This window comes from Echinicola arenosa (assembly GCF_014841125.1).
Taxonomy (GTDB): Bacteria; Bacteroidota; Bacteroidia; order Cytophagales; family Cyclobacteriaceae; genus Echinicola; species Echinicola arenosa.
Genome location: NZ_JACYTQ010000002.1, coordinates 229,083 through 248,238, shown reverse-complemented (window position 1 = coordinate 248,238; position 19,156 = coordinate 229,083). Strand labels below are relative to the sequence as shown.

8 protein-coding genes are annotated in these 19,156 nt (G+C 40.5%); all 8 read left to right on the top strand.

The genetic code is table 11. From position 1 onward, the window contains the following. Positions 1–226: 226 nt before the first annotated feature. The 8 genes from IFO69_RS05845 (at position 227) to IFO69_RS05810 (ending at position 19,127) form a co-directional block, all read left to right on the top strand. The gene (locus IFO69_RS05845; protein WP_192009145.1) at positions 227–2,656 is read left to right on the top strand and encodes an ABC transporter permease; all 2,430 of its coding nucleotides are present in this window, start codon (positions 227–229) and stop codon (positions 2,654–2,656) included. Between the two features lie 241 nt (positions 2,657–2,897). Then, a complete protein-coding gene (locus tag IFO69_RS05840; RefSeq protein WP_192009144.1) occupies positions 2,898–3,767 on the top strand; it encodes a TraB/GumN family protein in 870 nt (289 codons plus the stop codon). Positions 3,768–4,188: 421 nt separating this feature from the next. Beyond that, a complete protein-coding gene (locus tag IFO69_RS05835; RefSeq protein WP_225444021.1) occupies positions 4,189–5,721 on the top strand; it encodes a sulfatase family protein in 1,533 nt (510 codons plus the stop codon). Between the two features lie 706 nt (positions 5,722–6,427). Further along, on the top strand, positions 6,428–9,529 hold the full coding sequence (locus IFO69_RS05830; protein WP_192009143.1) for a SusC/RagA family TonB-linked outer membrane protein: 3,102 nt from the start codon (positions 6,428–6,430) through the stop codon (positions 9,527–9,529). 29 nt (positions 9,530–9,558) lie between these two features. Continuing rightward, the gene (locus IFO69_RS05825) at positions 9,559–10,980 is read left to right on the top strand and encodes a RagB/SusD family nutrient uptake outer membrane protein (RefSeq protein WP_192009142.1); all 1,422 of its coding nucleotides are present in this window, start codon (positions 9,559–9,561) and stop codon (positions 10,978–10,980) included. A 131-nt stretch (positions 10,981–11,111) separates the two neighbouring features. Continuing rightward, positions 11,112–13,448, top strand: coding sequence for a glycoside hydrolase family 2 protein (locus tag IFO69_RS05820; RefSeq protein WP_192009141.1), 2,337 nt, complete (start codon positions 11,112–11,114; stop codon positions 13,446–13,448). A gap of 221 nt (positions 13,449–13,669) precedes the next feature. Continuing rightward, positions 13,670–14,968: a sulfatase family protein gene (locus IFO69_RS05815; protein WP_192009140.1), complete on the top strand. Its 1,299-nt coding sequence runs from the start codon at positions 13,670–13,672 to the stop codon at positions 14,966–14,968. A gap of 82 nt (positions 14,969–15,050) precedes the next feature. Further along, complete coding sequence (locus tag IFO69_RS05810; protein WP_192009139.1) at positions 15,051–19,127, top strand: hybrid sensor histidine kinase/response regulator transcription factor; 4,077 nt, start codon at positions 15,051–15,053, stop codon at positions 19,125–19,127. The last annotated feature ends 29 nt before the right edge of the window (positions 19,128–19,156 follow it).

Genomic DNA, 19,156 nt, shown 5'->3' with positions numbered 1-19,156 from the left:
GTGCATTTGACAGACAATGTTATTACTGAGTCAGAGACTCAAGATTAGTCGTCCCGCAGCTTAGCTGTCGGGACAGCGGATAATGATGTGGATTTAATGGTCGGGAGAGGGGAGATGGAAGTAGGGAGACCGAAGACGGGAGATGGAAGACAGTGCCAAAAACGGACGCTCCTTTTACATTTTGGTCATTAGTGGAAAAATAGCTGATATACATAATTATTGAAATATGTTTTTTAGAATATTAAAAGAATATATCCGTCGTATGATCAGGTCCTATAAGGTGTATCTGGTCACCATTCTGGGGATGAGTATTGCCATCATGGCCTTTTTCCATGCCTATCTTTTTGTGTACAAGGAGCTGAGCGTGGATACATTCCATTCCAAGCGAAAGGATATTTATAGGGTGGTGAGAAATGATCCTCATTCGGCATATAGGGATACAAGGACTTATGCTCCTTTTGGGGAATTGTTAAAGGACAAACTGCCTGAGGTGGAAGAGGTGGTTCGTCTAGAACAGAATGGATACCTAATGGAGCTGCATGGGGAGCAAGTGCTACAGGAGTTTTTAATGGTGGATCCCACTTTTTTTACTGTTTTTGACTTTAAGTTGGTGCTGGGCAATCTGGAAAAATTTGAGGATACACCGAATGGGATAGTGCTTTCCGAGAAGATGGCTCAATTATATTTCCCCAATGAAAGTGCACTGGGAAAGGTGATAGAGGCAAAGGAAGATGGAGAAGTGAATAGAGAGTTTATAGTGGTGGGGGTCATGGAAAATATTCCTACTGAATCCAGTATAGAGACAGATTTTGTGACCAATATAGTATATTCAAGCTTTTTAAGTTCTAAAGATTACGGTACTGAACACAAATGGTGGTTGCCGTACAATGACCTATATGTGTATGCGCCGAATGTTACTGATCGGGAGGCCTTATCGACGAAATTGACCACTGAGCTCATTAATAAAATCAAGCCACTTTTTAGTCGTACCAATGGAAGTTTTGATGAAAACCAATACCAGCTTGATCTACAAAGCTTAGACGAGATTTACCTGCACTCTGATGATATCAGTCAGTCTAGAAAAGGTTCGCTTAGATATATACAGGTAATTTCTTTGGTTGGCATCATCACGCTTTTATTGGCACTTACCAACTATATTATCATGAACCTTGGTTTGAATTTAAACCGTGCCAAAGAGTTTGTAACCCGTCGGGTGCTAGGGGCTAGTAAGGGGGATATTCTTTCACTGTTTGTGCTAGAGTCATTGATCAATGCCTTAGTCTGTTTTGGGGTGACCATGATCAGTTATCCATTGATAGGTGAGTTGATTGGAGACATCATTGGTTCGGAATACGAATTATCTATCGTTACAGATTATAAAATTATCCTTTCCTTTTTGTGCATTGTGATTGGTCTAGGAGTCATTATTGGGCTAATGGAGTACATTTTGTCCTATAATTCCATATTTGTCAAAGAACATGGAAAAGTCATTTCAGCATCTGTAGGGACCAAGAAGCTGATGATTGGCTTTCAGCTTTTTCTGTTTATTGGCTTGATGAGTTGTATCCTCATGGTAAGGAAGCAACTGGATTTTGTGCATGACCTTGATAAAGGTTTCGATATCGAGGAGATAGTAGGAGTGAGAGCACTAGATGATTCTAACGAGATTAGAAATTTGCTTAGCGCGAATAGTCATGTAGAAAGTATTTCCAGAGGCCAGCGGCTTTTTAGGAACAAGCCTTCCAGCTTATGGAACCTTGAGGTACCTGCAACTGATCGAAATATAGAAACTCAATGGATTGATGGTGATGATCAGTATTTGGCGGTGCATGATATTCAGTTGAAAAGTGGACGGAATCTTTCCCCGACCAAGGCTGCGGATTATGAGAAAAGAGGAGGAACACTTCGCCGGAAAGACAGGAAGAGTATTTTTGAAGTGATGGTGAATGAAGAGTTTGTCAGACAGGCAGGATTGGTTGATCCGATCGGTGCTAGAATTACCAAGAAAAACAGTCCTGACATGACCATTGTAGGGGTTTTTGAAAACCTGTATAATTTACCGCTTTATTATCCCATGAAGCCGATGATTTTGGGAACGGATTTTACAGGTTTTCCAATAGGGCTGTTCCAGGTGAGGTGTTCGAAAGGCTTTCATGAAAGCATCTTTGCCGATGTGGCCAATTTTCTGGAGAGTTTGGGGTATCCTGGACACCTCGCCGATAAACTGGTGCAGACTTTTGATTATGCAGAAGTGTACCATGAAGAATATCGGCTTAAAAAATTGTTGGATGCCTTTACAGTCATTGTGCTGGTAATTTCCATGCTGGGTTTGGTGGCGATTTCGCTTTTTGTCAGCGGAAGCAAATCCAAGGAAATCGGCATCCGGAAAGTAAATGGGGCTAGTGCAAATGAAATCCTTATGCTGCTGAACAAGGATTTTGTGCTTTGGATAGCCATTGCCTTTGTACTGGCCTGCCCAGTGGCTTATTATGCCATGAGCAAATGGCTGGAGAGCTTTGCCTATAAGACCACCTTGAGCTGGTGGGTGTTTGGCTTGGCCGGTTTTATGGTGCTGATTATTTCCCTGGTTACAGTAAGCTGGCAAACCTATAAGGCGGCCATCACCAATCCGGTGAATGTGCTGAAAGATGAGTAGATATTGTTCAATCATCAGGATGCTGGTAATGGGAGATTCAAGTCATGAAGCTTGAACTATATTAGGGGCTTCACCGCGTATTTGACTGACAGGTTTATAACTGAGTCAGAGACTCAACTTTAATTGCCCCACAGCTCAGTTGGAGGGACAACGGATTAGAGAAACTCATATTAAAATCAAGAAAAAAAAATATATTGCCAATGGTAATTAAGTTTTTAGCAATATCCCAATAAGCTTTAAAATGAAAAAAAGTATTTTAACTTTTGTCTTATTTTTATCTACTACGATTCTCTATGGACAAAACAATCCTAAAACAATTCTCTGGAAAGTTACTAAAGAAGGAAATCAGAAAGAATCATTTTTGTTTGGTACTTTTCATGAAGTAAGCCCTTCATTTTTCCTTTCCCTCCCGGATGTTGTCGATCTATTAGAGCAGTCTGATGTATTATTTGTGGAAGAGCGTACAGCTGTATGGCAAGATTCAACTGTAATCGAACAACCTTCTTGGAATGCGAGGAAATGGAATGAAATTTTGAATAAGCAACAAGAAAAAATATTTGCTGATTTTGTCAAAAAGGCAGAGGACTCGTCCTATTACAAGGCAAATCCCCTAATACTGTCCTTTACTACATCCAGGTTATATATCATGAACTTTTGCGAACAAGAAGCTGAATTTGATGAACTTATGGATACTTATATTGAAAAAATTGCCGTGGAGAAGAATAAACAGGTTTTTTCATTGGATAGCAGTCATCGCATGATACTGAAAAATACCTATGAAAATTTCAACTCACTCCAGGACTCTTTGTATGCTTCTTATTCAATTCAAGCCATGGAAAATATGCTGAATGATGATTTGTCAGGGTGCGAGATGATATCAACTTATAAAAACTTCGATATTGATTATGCATTGGATAATGATATTACAGAGCAGTCCCATCCTTTGTTAGTTGAAAGAAATAGAAAGTGGGTCCAAACCCTTGATAAAGCATTTTTATCAAATAATTGCTTTGTAGCAATTGGTTTCAGTCATTTGTTATATCAACAAGGGTTGATACAAAGATTAAGACAACTTGGCTATCAAGTTACTCCTGTCCCAATTAAAGGATAACAACAATGAGTAAAAGATTAACCTTAGTCTTGACAAAGGTTAATCTTACAAAAGTAGTTGGACTGGAAAGTTGACTTAACTTGAGTTGTCCTGCAACTCATGTGGAGGGGCAAAGGCTACCGGTGATGAATAAGATAGGGCATCCTTATGATGGGACTTGGGTTTGGATAGTTCAAGTAGTGAGACTTGAACTAATTGGAGTATTGCTCTTTGCAGAGTGAAGAATTGAGCCAGATTGAGTTTAGGGTTGGTTATATTCTGGAGTGATTAGTGGTGGTCGAATCTGAAATGTTCAGTTTGTTATATTGCTTTATAAAGGATTGTTATCTTGATGAAAATAATTTACAAGAAACCTAATTGTCTGCATTCATTGCTAATCTTATTGCTTGCCTGTTGGAGTTGCTCCGAGAAAAAAACAGACTTGAAATCCCCCAATATTCTTTTTGTTATCAGTGATGACCAGTCTTTCGCTCACACCAGTTTTGCAGGCAGTAATTTTGCCAATACGCCTGCTTTTGATAGGGTGGCCCGTGAAGGTGTTTATTTTTCCAATTGTATTGCTGGGTCTCCTGGTTGTGCTCCCTCAAGAAGTTCGATTGTGACCGGTAGGTACCCTTGGCAAAACGAGCAGTCGGGCCAGCATGCTTCGGCTTGGCTAAAGAAGTACGTGCCCTTTATTGATGTATTGGATAATAATGGTTATGTAACTGGACGGACCGGAAAAGGCGTGGCTCCCTTTCAGTATGCTAGAAGCCCTGAGGATTCACTTTGGAGAACTACCGATGCCGGAGGAGTTGATCATTCAGGTATTCGCTATAAAGATGATAAAGAGGGGATTGAAGGATATGCAAAAGGAGTGAGTGGACTGGATTACTATGAGAATTTTAAATATTTCATCGAGCATGTAAAAAAGGACCAACCATTCTTTTTCTGGTTTGGGGCTTCAGAACCACACAGGGCCTATGAAAAAGGCTCATGGAAAAGAATGGGAAAGAAGTTGGAGGACGTAGAGGTGCCAGCTTTTCTTCCTGATAATGACGAAATACGGGGCGATTTGTTGGATTATGCTGTAGAGATTGAATGGTTCGACCAGCATTTGGGTAAGATATTAAAATACTTGGAAGATATTGGAGAGCTGGAAAATACTATTGTGATAGTTACCTCTGATAATGGCAAGCCCTTCCCGAGGGCCAAGGCCAATGCTTATGAATATGGTATTCATGTGCCCATGGCTGTGCGGTACCCTACTGCATTCCCAGGAGGAAGAATTATTGATGCACCATTGTCCTTTGTGGATATTGCTCCTACCATTTTGGAAATCGCAGGAGCATCTCCAGAAGGAATGATGCCTATTGCTGGGCAGAGCTTTTTAAATATCCTTACTTCAGAAGACAATAAGATAAAGGGGCGGGTCATGGACTACGCCCTTTCAGGACGAGAGCGTCATTCTTCTTCAAGGTATCAAAACTGGGGCTATCCGCAGCGGGCAATTCGTAGCAAGGATTACCTGTATATTTGGAATATGAAACCTGAAAGGTGGCCTGCAGGAGCTCCTCAAAAATATGATCCTAAAGATGAATCAAAGCTATTGCCCATGCATGGCATAGGTTCAGACGGTAACTATATCCCACAAAGTGCTTATACGGATATCGATGATTGCCCGACTAAGACCTATCTGTTGGAGCATCACGAGGATAGAGATATCAAGCCTTATTTTGATTTGGCAGTTGCAAAAAGACCTGAATTTGAATTGTATGATATTCAGAATGATCCTGCTTGCTTGGAAAATTTAGTTGGTAAGGCGGAATATATTGATGTGGAAAAAAGGTTAAATGAAGCCTTGGTACTGGAACTCAAAAAGACCCAAGACCCTAGAGTGGTAGGTCCGGATCAGGATGTTTTTGATACTTATAGGCGATATTCCCATAACCGGAACTTTCCTAGCCCAAAATAAAAGGTAGAGAACATCGGCATTATAAAAACGCTGAGGTTTGGACGATTTATTTATTGACCATCCATTTTCGGTTTATGAAACTCTCTTTTTAAATCAGTTAGCTTATTGCTTAGACATTCCTTTTGAATGAGGGAAATCCACCGAAAATCACATGAGAGATGGTGAGTTTTTTGTTTTCAGTCTGCAAGGGTTTTATGAAACCTATTACTATTTCCAAATATTGATTGTTCACTTTCTAAGTGATTTCAAGTATCAGGTAGATTTATTTTTTGTCGTCTAGGTGAAGGTTGATATTTGACAACCATGCATAGCAAATTCAAAATAGCATGAAGGACAATGAAAATCCAGCTTACCTTTCGGTGTGCTTCCAAACGTCTGGTCATGCGCTGAATGGCTGTTTTTTTAATGATTTGGTCTTTATTGTGCTGCTTATGAGTGGAATAAATTCGTCAGTTTATATAATGAATCATTCATTTATATCCCAATAGATGTTGTTTTTTACATAAGCACAGGCCTTTTGCACATCCGTGCTAATAGTTGAAATATAGTTCAAGTACCTTATATCTTACAAAACCCACAAAAAAATAAGTTAAGCCCTTGATAAAGAGCAATACTTCAATAAGAGCCTGTGGGATTTCGCCCATACTAATATGGTTAAACTATAGAAAGTAACCGAATTACCATTTCTAATCAATAAATCCAACTTATGAAACCAAAAATTTTACGATGGCTATTGGCCCAAAAAGAATGTTGGCTATTAGGGGTTATATTCCTTTTAGCATCACAAAGTTTCGCTCAAAATGGAGCGATCAGCGGACTTGTTGTCGATAAGGCAGGAGAAAGTCTGCCAGGTGTTAATATTATTATCAAAGGGAGTACGAAAGGAACTATCACAGACCTAGATGGCAAATTTAGTATTGAGACTTCCAGTGATGATATACTGGTATTTTCCTTTTTGGGTTTTACTCCCAAAGAAGTGAGGGTAGGTAATCAGGATTTTCTAAATGTCACTTTGGAAGAGGATCTTTCCGATCTGGATGAAGTGGTAGTAGTGGGCTATGGTACCGTCAAGAAAAGCGACCTTACTGGATCTGTAGCTTCTGTCAAACCGGATGAACTGAACTTGGGTTCTTTACAAAATATTGACCAGATGCTGACCGGTAGGATGCCTGGTGTCCAGATCAACCAGAACAGCGCAGAACCTGGAGGGTCCGTAAATGTGAGGATCAGGGGGGTAGGATCTATCAATGCTGGCAATGAGCCACTCTATGTGATTGATGGGATGCCGATTGACAACAGCCCTTCCATTTCAGGTTCCGGTACAGGAATCAGTGACAATAGAAACCCTAAAAATCCTCTCAACCTGATCAACCCCAATGATATTGCATCAATAGAGGTACTCAAAGATGCTTCTGCTACTGCAATCTATGGTTCTAGGGGAGCGAACGGTGTCATCATGATCACTACCAAAAGAGGAAGCAATAAGGGTACTCAGGTAACCTATGATTTTTCAGGCAGTCTTCAGCGAATGGCCAATAAGGTGGACCTGCTGAGCTCCACAGAATTTGCACAGGTGGTCAATGATATTCAAGAAGACAGCGGATTGGATCCATTGTATGATATGTCACAAGTTACCGAGCAGTCTGATTGGCTGGATGAGATTACCAGAACAGGGTATATACAAAATCATAACTTGGCCGTCAGTGGCGGAAATGACAAGAGTTCTTTTTATTCTTCAGTAAGCTATTATGATCAAGAAGGCATCTTGATAAGTTCTGGTATGGAGCGCCTTTCAGCCAGGTTAAATGCAGAATTTAAAGCCAGTGATAAGTTCAGGTACGGTGTTAACCTGACCAACTCCTATGTGAAAAATGATAATGTGCCTTTTGGAACGGGCTTCAATGCCAGTGCAGGTGTGGTCAATTCGGCCATGGAAATAGATCCGACCATTGACAAGTTCAATCCCGACGGAACACCTTATCAGGATTTTAGTATAGATATGGACAATCCCCTGATCATTGCGGATGTCTATACGGAAGAGGAGAATACCAGGCTTTTGGGAAATGTCTTTGGTGAGTATACCATTATCCCAGACCTTAATGCCAAGCTGACCTTGGGATTTGACAGGCTGAATGCCAGAAAGGATACCTATGTACAGTCCACTACCAAGACAGGGATTGCCAATGGCAGTGGTATCGGTACAATCATCACAGGTGATAAATCCAATAAAATGCTCGAGGCCACGGTCAACTATAAGAAGAGTTGGTCTGTCCACAATTTCAACTTTTTGGCAGGCTATACTTATCAGGACTTTATCAACAAAGGTTTTAGTGGTACCATTGATGGCTTTCCTTCAGATGCACTGTTGACCAATAATTTTGGACTGGGAAATACAGAAAGAGATGAAGTAAACAGTTACAAAAACTCTAATAAGCTGATCTCATACCTTACAAGGGTCAATTACGACTATAATAGTAAATACTATGTTACTTTTTCCATGAGAGCTGATGGTTCTTCCAAGTTTGGGGAAAATAATAAATATGGTTATTTCCCAAGTATGGCACTGTCATGGAGGGTTTCACAAGAGTCTTTTCTTTCCAGTTCAGAAGTGGTTACCAATCTGAAATTAAGAACCAGCTGGGGAAAAACCGGTAACCAGAGTATCGGGAATTTCATGTCTCTTTCCACTTTAGGAGCTGGTGGACTGGCTTTGATCAATGGACTGCAGCAGCAAGGGATAACGGCAACAAGGATCCCTAACCCGAATTTGAAATGGGAAACGACCACTCAGTTTGATATAGGTGTGGACTTGGAACTTTGGTCAGGACGTTTAAATTTCGTTGCAGATTATTTTATCCGAAATACGGATGACTTATTGCTCAACCTACCCCTGCCAAAATCCTCTGGTTTTAATTCCATCTTGGACAATGTGGGCTCTGTAGAAAACAAAGGGTTTGAACTGGCTATTGAATCATATAATATAGACAAACAAAAGTTTGCTTGGACAACAAGCTTTAACCTTACCAAGGTGAAGAACAAAGTAACTGATCTGGCCGGAAGTGACCAGATTCTTCAAGGAGGACTGCCATTTACCTCTGACATTACGATAGTAACCGAAGGCCAGCCGCTAAATAGTTACTATGGACATATTGTAGATGGTATATGGCAAGAAGGTGAGGATATCGCCAATTCGCCGCAGCCAAATGCCCAGCCGGGTTATCCCAAATTCAGGGATATCAGTGGGCCTGAAGGGGTGCCCGATGGAGCTATCAGTGATGCTGACAAAACGGTTATTGGAAGCCCGTTCCCTGATTTTTCTTTGGGATTACGTAATAATTTCCAATATGGAAGGTTGAATTTGGATATATTCTTTGCCGGAGATTTTGGCCAAAGTCTGCTTAACCAGAACTTGCTGAACTCCCTTTATCCGATTGATCCAGGAAGAAACCGTTTGGCGGAGCCCCTGTTAAACAGGTGGACACCTCAAAATCCAACCAATGCTTGGCCATCCGGAGTGAACCCCACCTCTTATGGAGGAAGTACGGTGAATAGCCTTTCTGTTGAAGACGCTACTTTCATCCGCTTAAGAAACTTGAGGCTCAGCTATGACTTCAATGTGTCCAATCATAAATTCCTAAGAGGGGTGAACTTTTACCTTCAGGGAAGCAACCTGTTGTTGATCACTGACTATATGGGTTTTGATCCCGAGGTCAATTCCCTGAACAATGGAGCGAATTCAGCTAGGGCTGACTATAACGCCTATCCCAATGCTAGGACTTATAGCGTGGGATGTAGACTTTCCTTTTAAGTAACGCTGTGAATTTAAATTGAAAACAAATGAAAAAATATAGTTTATATATCGCAGGGTTGTTTTTGTTGACCACCCTGAACGCTTGTGAAGAGCAGCTGGTTGAAGAACCTTATGACCAGCTTAGCCCCAGTAATATTCTTAATAATGAGGTGGGGTTGGAATCCTTGTTGATTTCTGCCTACGGGTATATGCAAGTCCATCGTTTTGGACTTATCCAGTGGCATTACCTAGAAGAAGGTCCTTCTGATCTGTTTTTCGAATCAGGAGGAGGGCAAGCTCGGGATGCGGCTTTTATACAGGATTTTACCTTTAATTCTGAGCATCCCTGGATAGGTGGCGTTTATGATGGCAGATGGAATGCCATTAGGGATGTCAACTTGTTTTTGGATAATGTGGAAGCGGTAAATTATTCCCAAGCTGATAAAGATGAGAGGATCGCTGAAGCAAGGTTTATCCGTGCTTTCAGCTATTACTTATTGACCAAGTGGTTTGGCGAAGTACCATTGACGCTGAGCAGCACACCAGAGCTTTATCCGGCAAAGGCCCCTGCTAGTGAGATGAACCAGTTTATCGAATCCGAACTAAGGGCTGCTGCCGATGGACTGCCAAGCGTACAAGTAGAGGCTAACAGGATCACAAAGGGAGCTGCTTTGGGCATATTGACCAAGTTTTTCCTCAACACCAAACAATGGCAGAAATGCATTGATGCTGCAGATGAGCTTATTGGATTGGGCGTATATGATTTATACCCCGATTATGAAGCCATGTTTGCGCCTGAGAATGAGGTCAATTCAGAATTTATCTTTGTAATGCCTCAGACCCGTGATGCTAGTGGCATGGGAACAGAGTGGTTGTCACTTTCCCTTCCTCCGGCTTATCCGATTGATGGGCCAAACTTCGCCGCCCAGTTCAGGTATTATGATGCCTTTGTCAATTCCTTTGCCCCTGAGGACAATAGAAGGAACCTTATTCTGACCAGTTATGTGAGAAATGACGGTCAATTGGTTCAGTTACTGGGTAATGACAATTCGAGAAGTTTTAAATTTTTGGATCCCAACCGTATAGGAGCAGATCAGGAAAATGATTTTCCTATGGTCCGATATGCGGATATTTTGCTGTCCAAGGCGGAGGCAATAAATGAGCTTCAAGGGCCTAACCAGGAAAGCATAGACTTAATCAACCTTGTTCGGGCGAGGGCAGGGGAAAATATGGAAATACTACAGTTGGCCAACTTTGATCAAAGCAGTTTAAGGGATCATATACTACAGGAAAGGGCTTGGGAATTCTACTCTGAGACCAAAAGAAGAAGTGATCTTTTACGCCATGGAAAATTCATTGAAAAGGCTTTGGAAAGAGGAAAGGATGCCAAGCCATACAATGTATTGTATCCCATCCCACAAGGAGAGATCAATGCCAATGAAAATCTCGTTCAGAACGATGGATATTGAAGGTTAAGGTAAGTCAGTTGATGCTTTCCATCTTACTAGAGGATGGAAGCATTGACTGGCTATCTTTTTATGTTTTAGCGGAATGGCCTAAAACTATTGAAACATAATACATCATTTCAAAATATGGATTAATGAAAACTGCATATTGTTCTATAAGTATTATCATGGCCTGTTTGACTTTTTTCACTTCAACCCCTGCTAACAGCCAGGAAGATGAAAATGGACTGCTTTCTTATGAAATGAAAACGCCATGGACAGACCAAGTAGATGCTAAAAATGTATGGTCTGCCTATCCCCGTCCACAACTTCAACGGAAAGAATGGACCAACCTGAATGGTACTTGGGAATTTGCTATTAGTGAAAACAAATCCGCATTACCAATGCAATATCAAGGGGAGATATTGGTGCCTTTTCCTGTTGAATCCTCCCTGAGTGGTGTGAAAAAGTTGGTGGGCAGTGAAAATTATCTGTGGTACCGAAGAAATCTCCAAATTGATGCATCCAAATTAGAAGGGCGGACGCTCCTGCATTTTGGGGCAGTGGATTGGGAGACGGTACTCTATATCAATGGCAAGAAAGTGGGAGCGCATAAAGGCGGATATGATTCTTTTACTTTTGATATTTCCCAATATGTAAAAGGGGGCGATAATGAATTGGTGCTCAGGGTCTGGGATCCCACTGATGAAGGCATGCAAGCCAGGGGAAAACAAGTGTCCGACCCCAAGGGAATATGGTATACGCCGGTAACCGGTATTTGGCAAACCGTTTGGTTGGAATCAGTACCTGTAGATTATATCAAAAACCTTCGCCTTAGTCCTGATATTGACAGAAAGGAGCTAAGCGTAGCGGTGGAATATCCTGCATTGTCAAAGGATTATGTGCTTGAAATCCTTGCTGCTTCCAATGGTAAAAATATTGCTGGAACTAAAATTACGGTAGGTGAAAAGTCCAATCATTCCACTGCAATATTGCCAATAAATGATATGATCCTTTGGTCGCCAGATAACCCTCACCTTTATGATCTGGAAATAAAACTCTATAATAATGAGGGGGAGTTGGTGGACATGGTAGAGAGTTATTTTGGTATGCGGAAGATCTCCTTGGGAAAAGATGGCAATGGCTATACGAGGATTATGTTAAATAATGAGCCCTTGTTCCAGTTTGGACTTTTGGATCAGGGATGGTGGCCTGATGGACTTTACACAGCACCTACAGAGGAGGCGATGGTCTATGATATCAAAATGACCCAAGAAATGGGTTTCAATATGCTAAGAAAGCATGTGAAGGTAGAACCAGCCAGGTTTTACTACCATTGTGATAAGATGGGAATGTTAGTCTGGCAGGATATGCCATCTGGTTTTATTGCTGAAGAGAAATCTGTTCAGCATGTCAAGCATGATGCCCTTTTGGACTGGGAAAGACCCTTGGCTTCCGCTCAACAGTTTGAAAGAGAGCTTAAGTCCATGATGGATAACCTGTATAATTTTCCATCCATTGTAGTTTGGGTACCTTTAAATGAGGGGTGGGGACAATATGAAACAGAGAAGTTGGCCCATTGGACCAAACAATATGATCCGAGCAGATTGGTAGATGCTCCAAGTGGCTGGGCAGACAGGAAAGTCGGTGATATGATTGATGTTCACTTGTATCCAGGTCCAGGCATGGAATTGCCAGAGGAAAACAGGGCTTCCGTTCTGGGAGAATTTGGAGGTTTGGGACTGCCTGTAAAAGATCATTTATGGTGGGATAAAAGGAACTGGGGCTATTTGACCTACCAAGACAAGGCAGAATATGAAAACGAGTTTCATTCTATCATTAAGAACCTGGAGGGATTGATCAGTTGGGGGCTTTCTGCTGCGATTTATACCCAGACTACTGATGTAGAAGGAGAGGTGAACGGCATGATCACCTATGATCGGGAGGTGGTGAAAATTGATCCTGAAAAAGTAAAGAAGTGGATTAAGCCTCTTTATGAGCCCAGATGGAAAAAACATGATTTACTGACCGACTCTGAACATTCACCTGAAACATGGAAAGTCAATTTTGGCAAGGTGAATGAAAATTGGACTGCTTTGGACTATAAAGATGCCAAATGGGAGGAACAGGCTGCGCCATTTAGTGGTGGTGATAATCCGTTTTTACCCCCATCAAGTCCTTGGGAAGGAGATGAACTTCATTTGAGAAAAACATTTGGATTACAGGCTGTTCCGGAAAAAATCTATTTAAAATACTATGCCCCTCGTTCTGAAGCCAAAGTTTTTATAAATGGGCATTTGGTGAAAACCTTAAATGATGGTGGAGGAAGAAAAAGGCATTATACGCATATCATTTTGGAAGGGGCAGAGGAGTATTTGCAAGAAGGAAAAAATGTAGTATCCATAGAGGTAAAAACTAAGAACAATGAAGGTGCCTTTGATATGGGGCTGTATACTTCTGAGACCGTAAATGGTGTAGCTACCACTGATTGATCATTAAACCCAAAAAAAATGCATTAGCCTATCCATTACGATTCCTAATGCAAATTTCGGGTTAAATCAATAATAGATATAAAGAGATTATGAAGAATATTAAGAAGAGCAATATTAAGGCATTCTTTACTAGAGTAACTTTAATGATGGTTGTTGGCCTTGTGTATAGCTCCTTGAAAACCGAAGTATTTGGTCAAAATAAAAATAAAACCAATGTCATCATGATATTTATAGATGACATGGGCTATGGTGATTTGAGTGCTTATGGAAACTGTGATATACAGACTCCTAATATGGACAGAATTGGCGGAGATGGAGTGACGCTCAAAAGGTTTTATGTGGGTTCTCCAATCTGTTCTCCTTCCAGGGTAACGCTGATGACAGGACAATACCCTTCAAAATTTAAAATCACCTCCTTTTTGGCCAGCAGAGAGCGAAATGAAAAAAGAGGTATGGCCAACTATCTGGATGAAAATGTCACTACTATAGCCAAAGTGTTCAAAAGGGCGGGTTATTCAACTGCCCATTTTGGAAAATGGCACATGGGAGGAGGAAGGGATGTGGGGGAAGCGCCATTGCCAACAGCTTATGGATTTGATGAATCTTTAGTGTCTTTTGAAGGATTAGGAGACAGGTTATTGGATAAAAATGATGGCCTTTCCAAAGAAAGTGCTGCATTAGGGAGGGGGCAGGTTACATGGGTGGAAAAGCATGAAAAAACCCCAATATATGTGGATAGAACTCTTCAATTTATAAAGGAAAACCAAGGAGAACCTTTCTATATCGATCTTTGGCCCAATGATGTACATGATCCTTTTCACCCTAAGGAAGATCATTTGGGTAAGTTTACTGATTATGCCAACAATCATTACTTTCAGGAATACCTTGCTGTAATCTACCAGTTGGATAAAGAAATAGGACGGCTACTGGATGGGTTGGAAGAAATGGGTGTTCTTGATAATACCCTGATTATTCTAACCAGTGATAATGGTCCCACAGACTGGGCTTATTATTATAAGGAGAATTTGAATCCCCCAGGTGATGCGGGACCTTTCCGGGGTAGAAAATGGAGCCTTTATGAAGGAGGCATCAGGGTGCCTTTTATGGCGAGATGGCCGGGCCATTTCAGACCGGGTAGCCTCATGGAGTCCACAGTTCATGCCACTGATATTTTGCCTACTTTGGTTGCTCTGTTGGGCCTTGAGACACCCGCATCTGACATAGATGGGGAAGATCGTAGTCAGGTATTGTTAGGTAATGCGTCAGATAGGAACGAACCTATATTTTGGGAATATGGAGGAGAGTTTGACATATCTCCCGGCAATCCCAGATATAGAAGTCCCCGCTTGGCTATCTTGGATGGAGATTATAAATTACTGATGAATAAAGACAGTACTCAAATAGAGCTGTACAATCTCAGGGATGATATTGCAGAGACCAATAACATAGCCGATACCCGGCCACAGATGGTGTCGAGGTTAGCAGGGATGTTGCTTGATTGGAAAAGCAAGTTGCCTTGATATGCTGGCATGTCCTTGATTTATAGGTCAGAAAGATTAGTTTTATACAATCAATGACTATTAGCAATCAACCCAAAATGTCATGGAAAGGATTTTACTTACCCTGCTTCTATTTATGGGGGCATATATGGAATTGTGGGCAGGGATAAAGCCTGTATTCCATAAACTGACCACCCAAGATGGGCTTTCACATAGCACGGTCTATAGTATGGTCCAGGACCATAAAGGCTATATATGGATAGGAACTAGAGAAGGGCTGAACAGGTACAACAGCTATGATCTAAAGACCTATTATAGTGAAGCAAATGAAGAGAAGGGCTTAAGTGCTGATGAGATACTTTGCTTGGAAGCCGTGAATGGGGAGCGACTTTTTATAGGCACATCGATTGGTCTGGACCGATTTGATTATAAAACTGACAGGATAGAAAATATCCATTTCGAAGGAAAGCCTTTAGGCTATATCAAATATCTCTTCGAATCCAGTGATTCCCATTTGTACGTCTGTTCTACGGATGGACTTTTTCTAGTGAATCAGAAAAATGAGGTGAGCAAATTAAGAGAAGGTGTCACATTAGCTATTGCTGAGTATAAAAAGGATGTGTTTTGGCTGATGACGGTAGAGGGAGTATATCTGGTAAACAAGCAAGGGGAAACGATTAAAGAATACCCTGATTTCAGGCCTAATATACTGGCTCGAAATAATTTTTATTCCATGTTTAAAGATAGTCAAGGTACCATGTGGTTAGGGGCAAAGGAAGGCGTTTTCCGTTACTCTTCTAAAAGAGATGCATTTGAAAAAATAAACTCTTCAGCTGCTGGTTTGGATATTTCCTTGGTCAGGGCCATCAGTGAAGATGATCAAAATAGACTATGGTTAGGAACTGAAAACGGGCTTTATATTTATGACAAGAGGCATGGTGACTTTGAGCATTATTCCCAATCATTTGACCAATCTCCCTATGCATTAAGTGATCAATCTGTGTACTGCATCTATAAAAGCAGGGAAAGCATCATGTGGATGGGGACCTATTTTGGGGGAGTCAATTATGTAAAATTAAGAGATACCGGTTTTGTCAAATTAGTTGCTGATGGCGGTAAATCTGCTTTGGGAGGGAAAGCGGTTAGCCAAATCATGGAAGATAGTAAGGGCAATTTGTGGATTGGTTCAGAAGATGTAGGGGTAACCATTTGGGACAGCAAGCGAGAAAATTTCAACTATTTAAAGTATAATAAAAACAGGAATAGTATCAGTGGAAATAATGTTCATGCCATTGTAGAAGATGATGCCGGGAATATTTGGATGGGGACTTTTCTTGAAGGACTTAACCGATATAATCCATCCACAGGGAAATTTACTGTTTATAGGCACGATCCCGAGGAAAGTACTTCTGTATCCCATAACAATGTGTTTTCTCTGCTATATGATGCCCAAGGCACTTTATGGGTTGGTACTTGGCAGGGGGTAAATATCTATGATAAAGAAAATGATCGTTTCAGTTTATTTAAACCAGAAGGAATAGGTAAGAAATTCATCTTCGACATGCTTGAGGATGATCGTGGAAACCTTTGGGTCTGTACAAGGAACAGCGGGATATATCGATATAACAAAGAAATAGATAGTCTGACTTGGTTTAACAAAGATTTACCTGGTAATCATGGATTGACTGCCAATAAAGTGATCAGTGCATTTCAGGATTCGAAAAACAGGATCTGGTTCGGGACATTAAATGGGGGACTCTTAAGATGGAATGATGCAGAACAAAAGTTTGTCACTTATACCAAGCATAATGGTCTCCCTAATAATAATGTTTATGGAATTTTGGAGGATAAGAGCGGAGCCCTTTGGATGAGCACAAATAAGGGGCTTACAGTATTAAGGCCAGAAACTGGGGAGTTTGTCACTTATGATAAATCAAAAGGCTTACGGGATGTGCAATTTAACTTTAAGTCCAGTTTTCAGGACAAAAAAGGCAGGATGTATTTTGGTACAGTGAATGGTCTTTATCATTTTCATCCGGATAGCATTAAGCCAGTGGATATACCTCCCAGTGTACATTTTATGGAAATGAAGCTTTTTAATAAGCCTTTGCAGGCAGGAGGAAGTGAGGGAATACTTGATGCTCAGATCGATGAGACAGAATATGTCGAACTCAATTACTATCAAAATGTAATTACATTTGACTTTGTGGCCACCAATTATTTTTCATCAGGCAAGAATGTCTATTCCTACTATTTGGAAGGCTTTGAAAAGACTTGGAATAAGCCAGCAGAGAAGAACTCGGCTACCTATACCAATCTATCACCTGGAGATTATGTCTTACATGTAAAGGCAGCCAATCCCAATGGAATATGGTCCCCGGAAAGGACCATTCAATTAAGTGTAAAGCCGCCAATTTGGTTGACGGTTTGGGCAAAGCTATTGTATTTACTGTTGGTGATCTTGGTGATATATGCCTATAAAATGTACCTCAATAGGAGAAGCAAAGAAAAGATGGTTTACCAGCTGGAAAAGGTTGAAAAGGATAAGATGGAGGAATTACACCAACATAAGCTTAATTTCTTCACTTATATTTCCCACGAATTCAAGACGCCATTGACTTTGATCATTGCTGCCATTGATAAGTTTTTGGAAAACAGTCAGAAAAATAGTCTAGAAAATCAAGATTTTAAGTTGATCAAAAGGAATGCGGGAAGGTTACATTTTTTGATTGAACAGCTTATGGAATTTAGGAAGGCAGAATCAGACCATACTTGTTTGAAGCTAAGGCAAGGAGATATTGTTTTGTTTTTGAAGGATACATTTAATGCATTCATTCCTTTGTATAACAAGAAGAACATTTCCTTTAATTTTTATTCTGAAAGTGAGAATAAGGAGATCTTGTTTGATGCAGATAAGGTAGAGAAAATCATCACCAACCTGGTGTCCAATGCTATAAAAAACACGCCGGAATTTGGTGAAATCAATATGAAAGTAAGTATGATTCCATCAAAAGATGGACATGAAGAATCCATTCGGATAGAACTGGAAGATAATGGTATCGGCATATCTGAACAGGAAAGAAATAAAATATTTCTGCCATTCTATCAGGCCAAAGACAATAAGGATAGTAGTTCAGGTTCGGGAATCGGCCTGGCTCTGGTCAATAGTCTTACCAAGTATTTGGGAGGAAGTATTGAGGCAGAAAATATGAAAGATGAGGGAATGCGCTTCACTATTTTGCTACCCATTAATATCAAGGCCAAAGATCAGGAAAGTTATAAGAAAGTAGTTGGCAATAAATCACTATCAATTGATGAAGGGCTTTTTGAAATAAATGAAAATGAAAGAGGTGAAATGGCTTTGGAAGAAGAAGATCAAGTGGTTTTTGATTTGATGATTGTGGAAGATAACGAAGAGATGCGAAAGTTCCTCGTCGATTATTTTTCTCAATATTACAAGGTTATTTCAGCGAAAAATGGACTCTCGGCCTTGGATAAAATCAACAAAAATGTTCCTGATGTGATTATCTCAGATGTTGTGATGCCTGAAATGGGTGGAGTGGAACTTTGTAAGATCATCAAAGGCAATATTGATACCAGCCATGTCCCTTTTATTTTGCTCACCGCCAAATCAACTTTTGAGAATAAGATAGAAGGTCTTGGAATTGGCGCTGATGCTTATCTGCCCAAACCCTTCAATTTGCAAGAATTAAGATTGATAGTTAAGAATATTCTGGAATCCAGGAACAGTTTAAAACAGCATTTTTTGAAATTCGGAAGCATCGATAATTATGAGAAACCAGTAAATAACAAAGACCATGAATTTTTGAAAAAACTGATTGAGATAGTAAATCAAAACCTGGAGGACCCTTCCTTTAATATCACCAGCTTTAGTAAAGAAGCTGGAGTAAGCAGGACCTTGCTTCATATGAAATTGAAAAAACTGGTCAACCTAAGTGCAACTGAATTTGTAAAGGCCATCCGTTTGAAGGAAGCTACTGTTTTATTGCTGGAAGGCAGAAATGTATCCGAAGTGGCTTATGCGGTCGGTTTCAGTGATCCCAATTATTTTAGTAGGACATTTAAAGATAAATATGGGGTGTCTCCATCTGGCTATAAAGAAGGCCTTAAGCCAATCGATCATAATCTAAATGATTTTCAGGGGTTTGCAGAACATTAGCCGATAAAAAATATTCCTATAACAAATTG

Excerpts from the sequence above, each read along its gene's own strand:
- IFO69_RS05845 (WP_192009145.1), top strand. The coding sequence starts at position 227 with ATGTTTTTTAGAATATTAAAAGAATATATCCGTCGTATGATCAGGTCC.
- IFO69_RS05840 (WP_192009144.1), top strand. The coding sequence starts at position 2,898 with ATGAAAAAAAGTATTTTAACTTTTGTCTTATTTTTATCTACTACGATT.
- IFO69_RS05830 (WP_192009143.1), top strand. The coding sequence starts at position 6,428 with ATGAAACCAAAAATTTTACGATGGCTATTGGCCCAAAAAGAATGTTGG.
- IFO69_RS05825 (WP_192009142.1), top strand. The coding sequence starts at position 9,559 with ATGAAAAAATATAGTTTATATATCGCAGGGTTGTTTTTGTTGACCACC.
- IFO69_RS05820 (WP_192009141.1), top strand. The coding sequence starts at position 11,112 with ATGAAAACTGCATATTGTTCTATAAGTATTATCATGGCCTGTTTGACT.
- IFO69_RS05815 (WP_192009140.1), top strand. The coding sequence starts at position 13,670 with ATGATATTTATAGATGACATGGGCTATGGTGATTTGAGTGCTTATGGA.
- IFO69_RS05810 (WP_192009139.1), top strand. The coding sequence starts at position 15,051 with ATGGAAAGGATTTTACTTACCCTGCTTCTATTTATGGGGGCATATATG.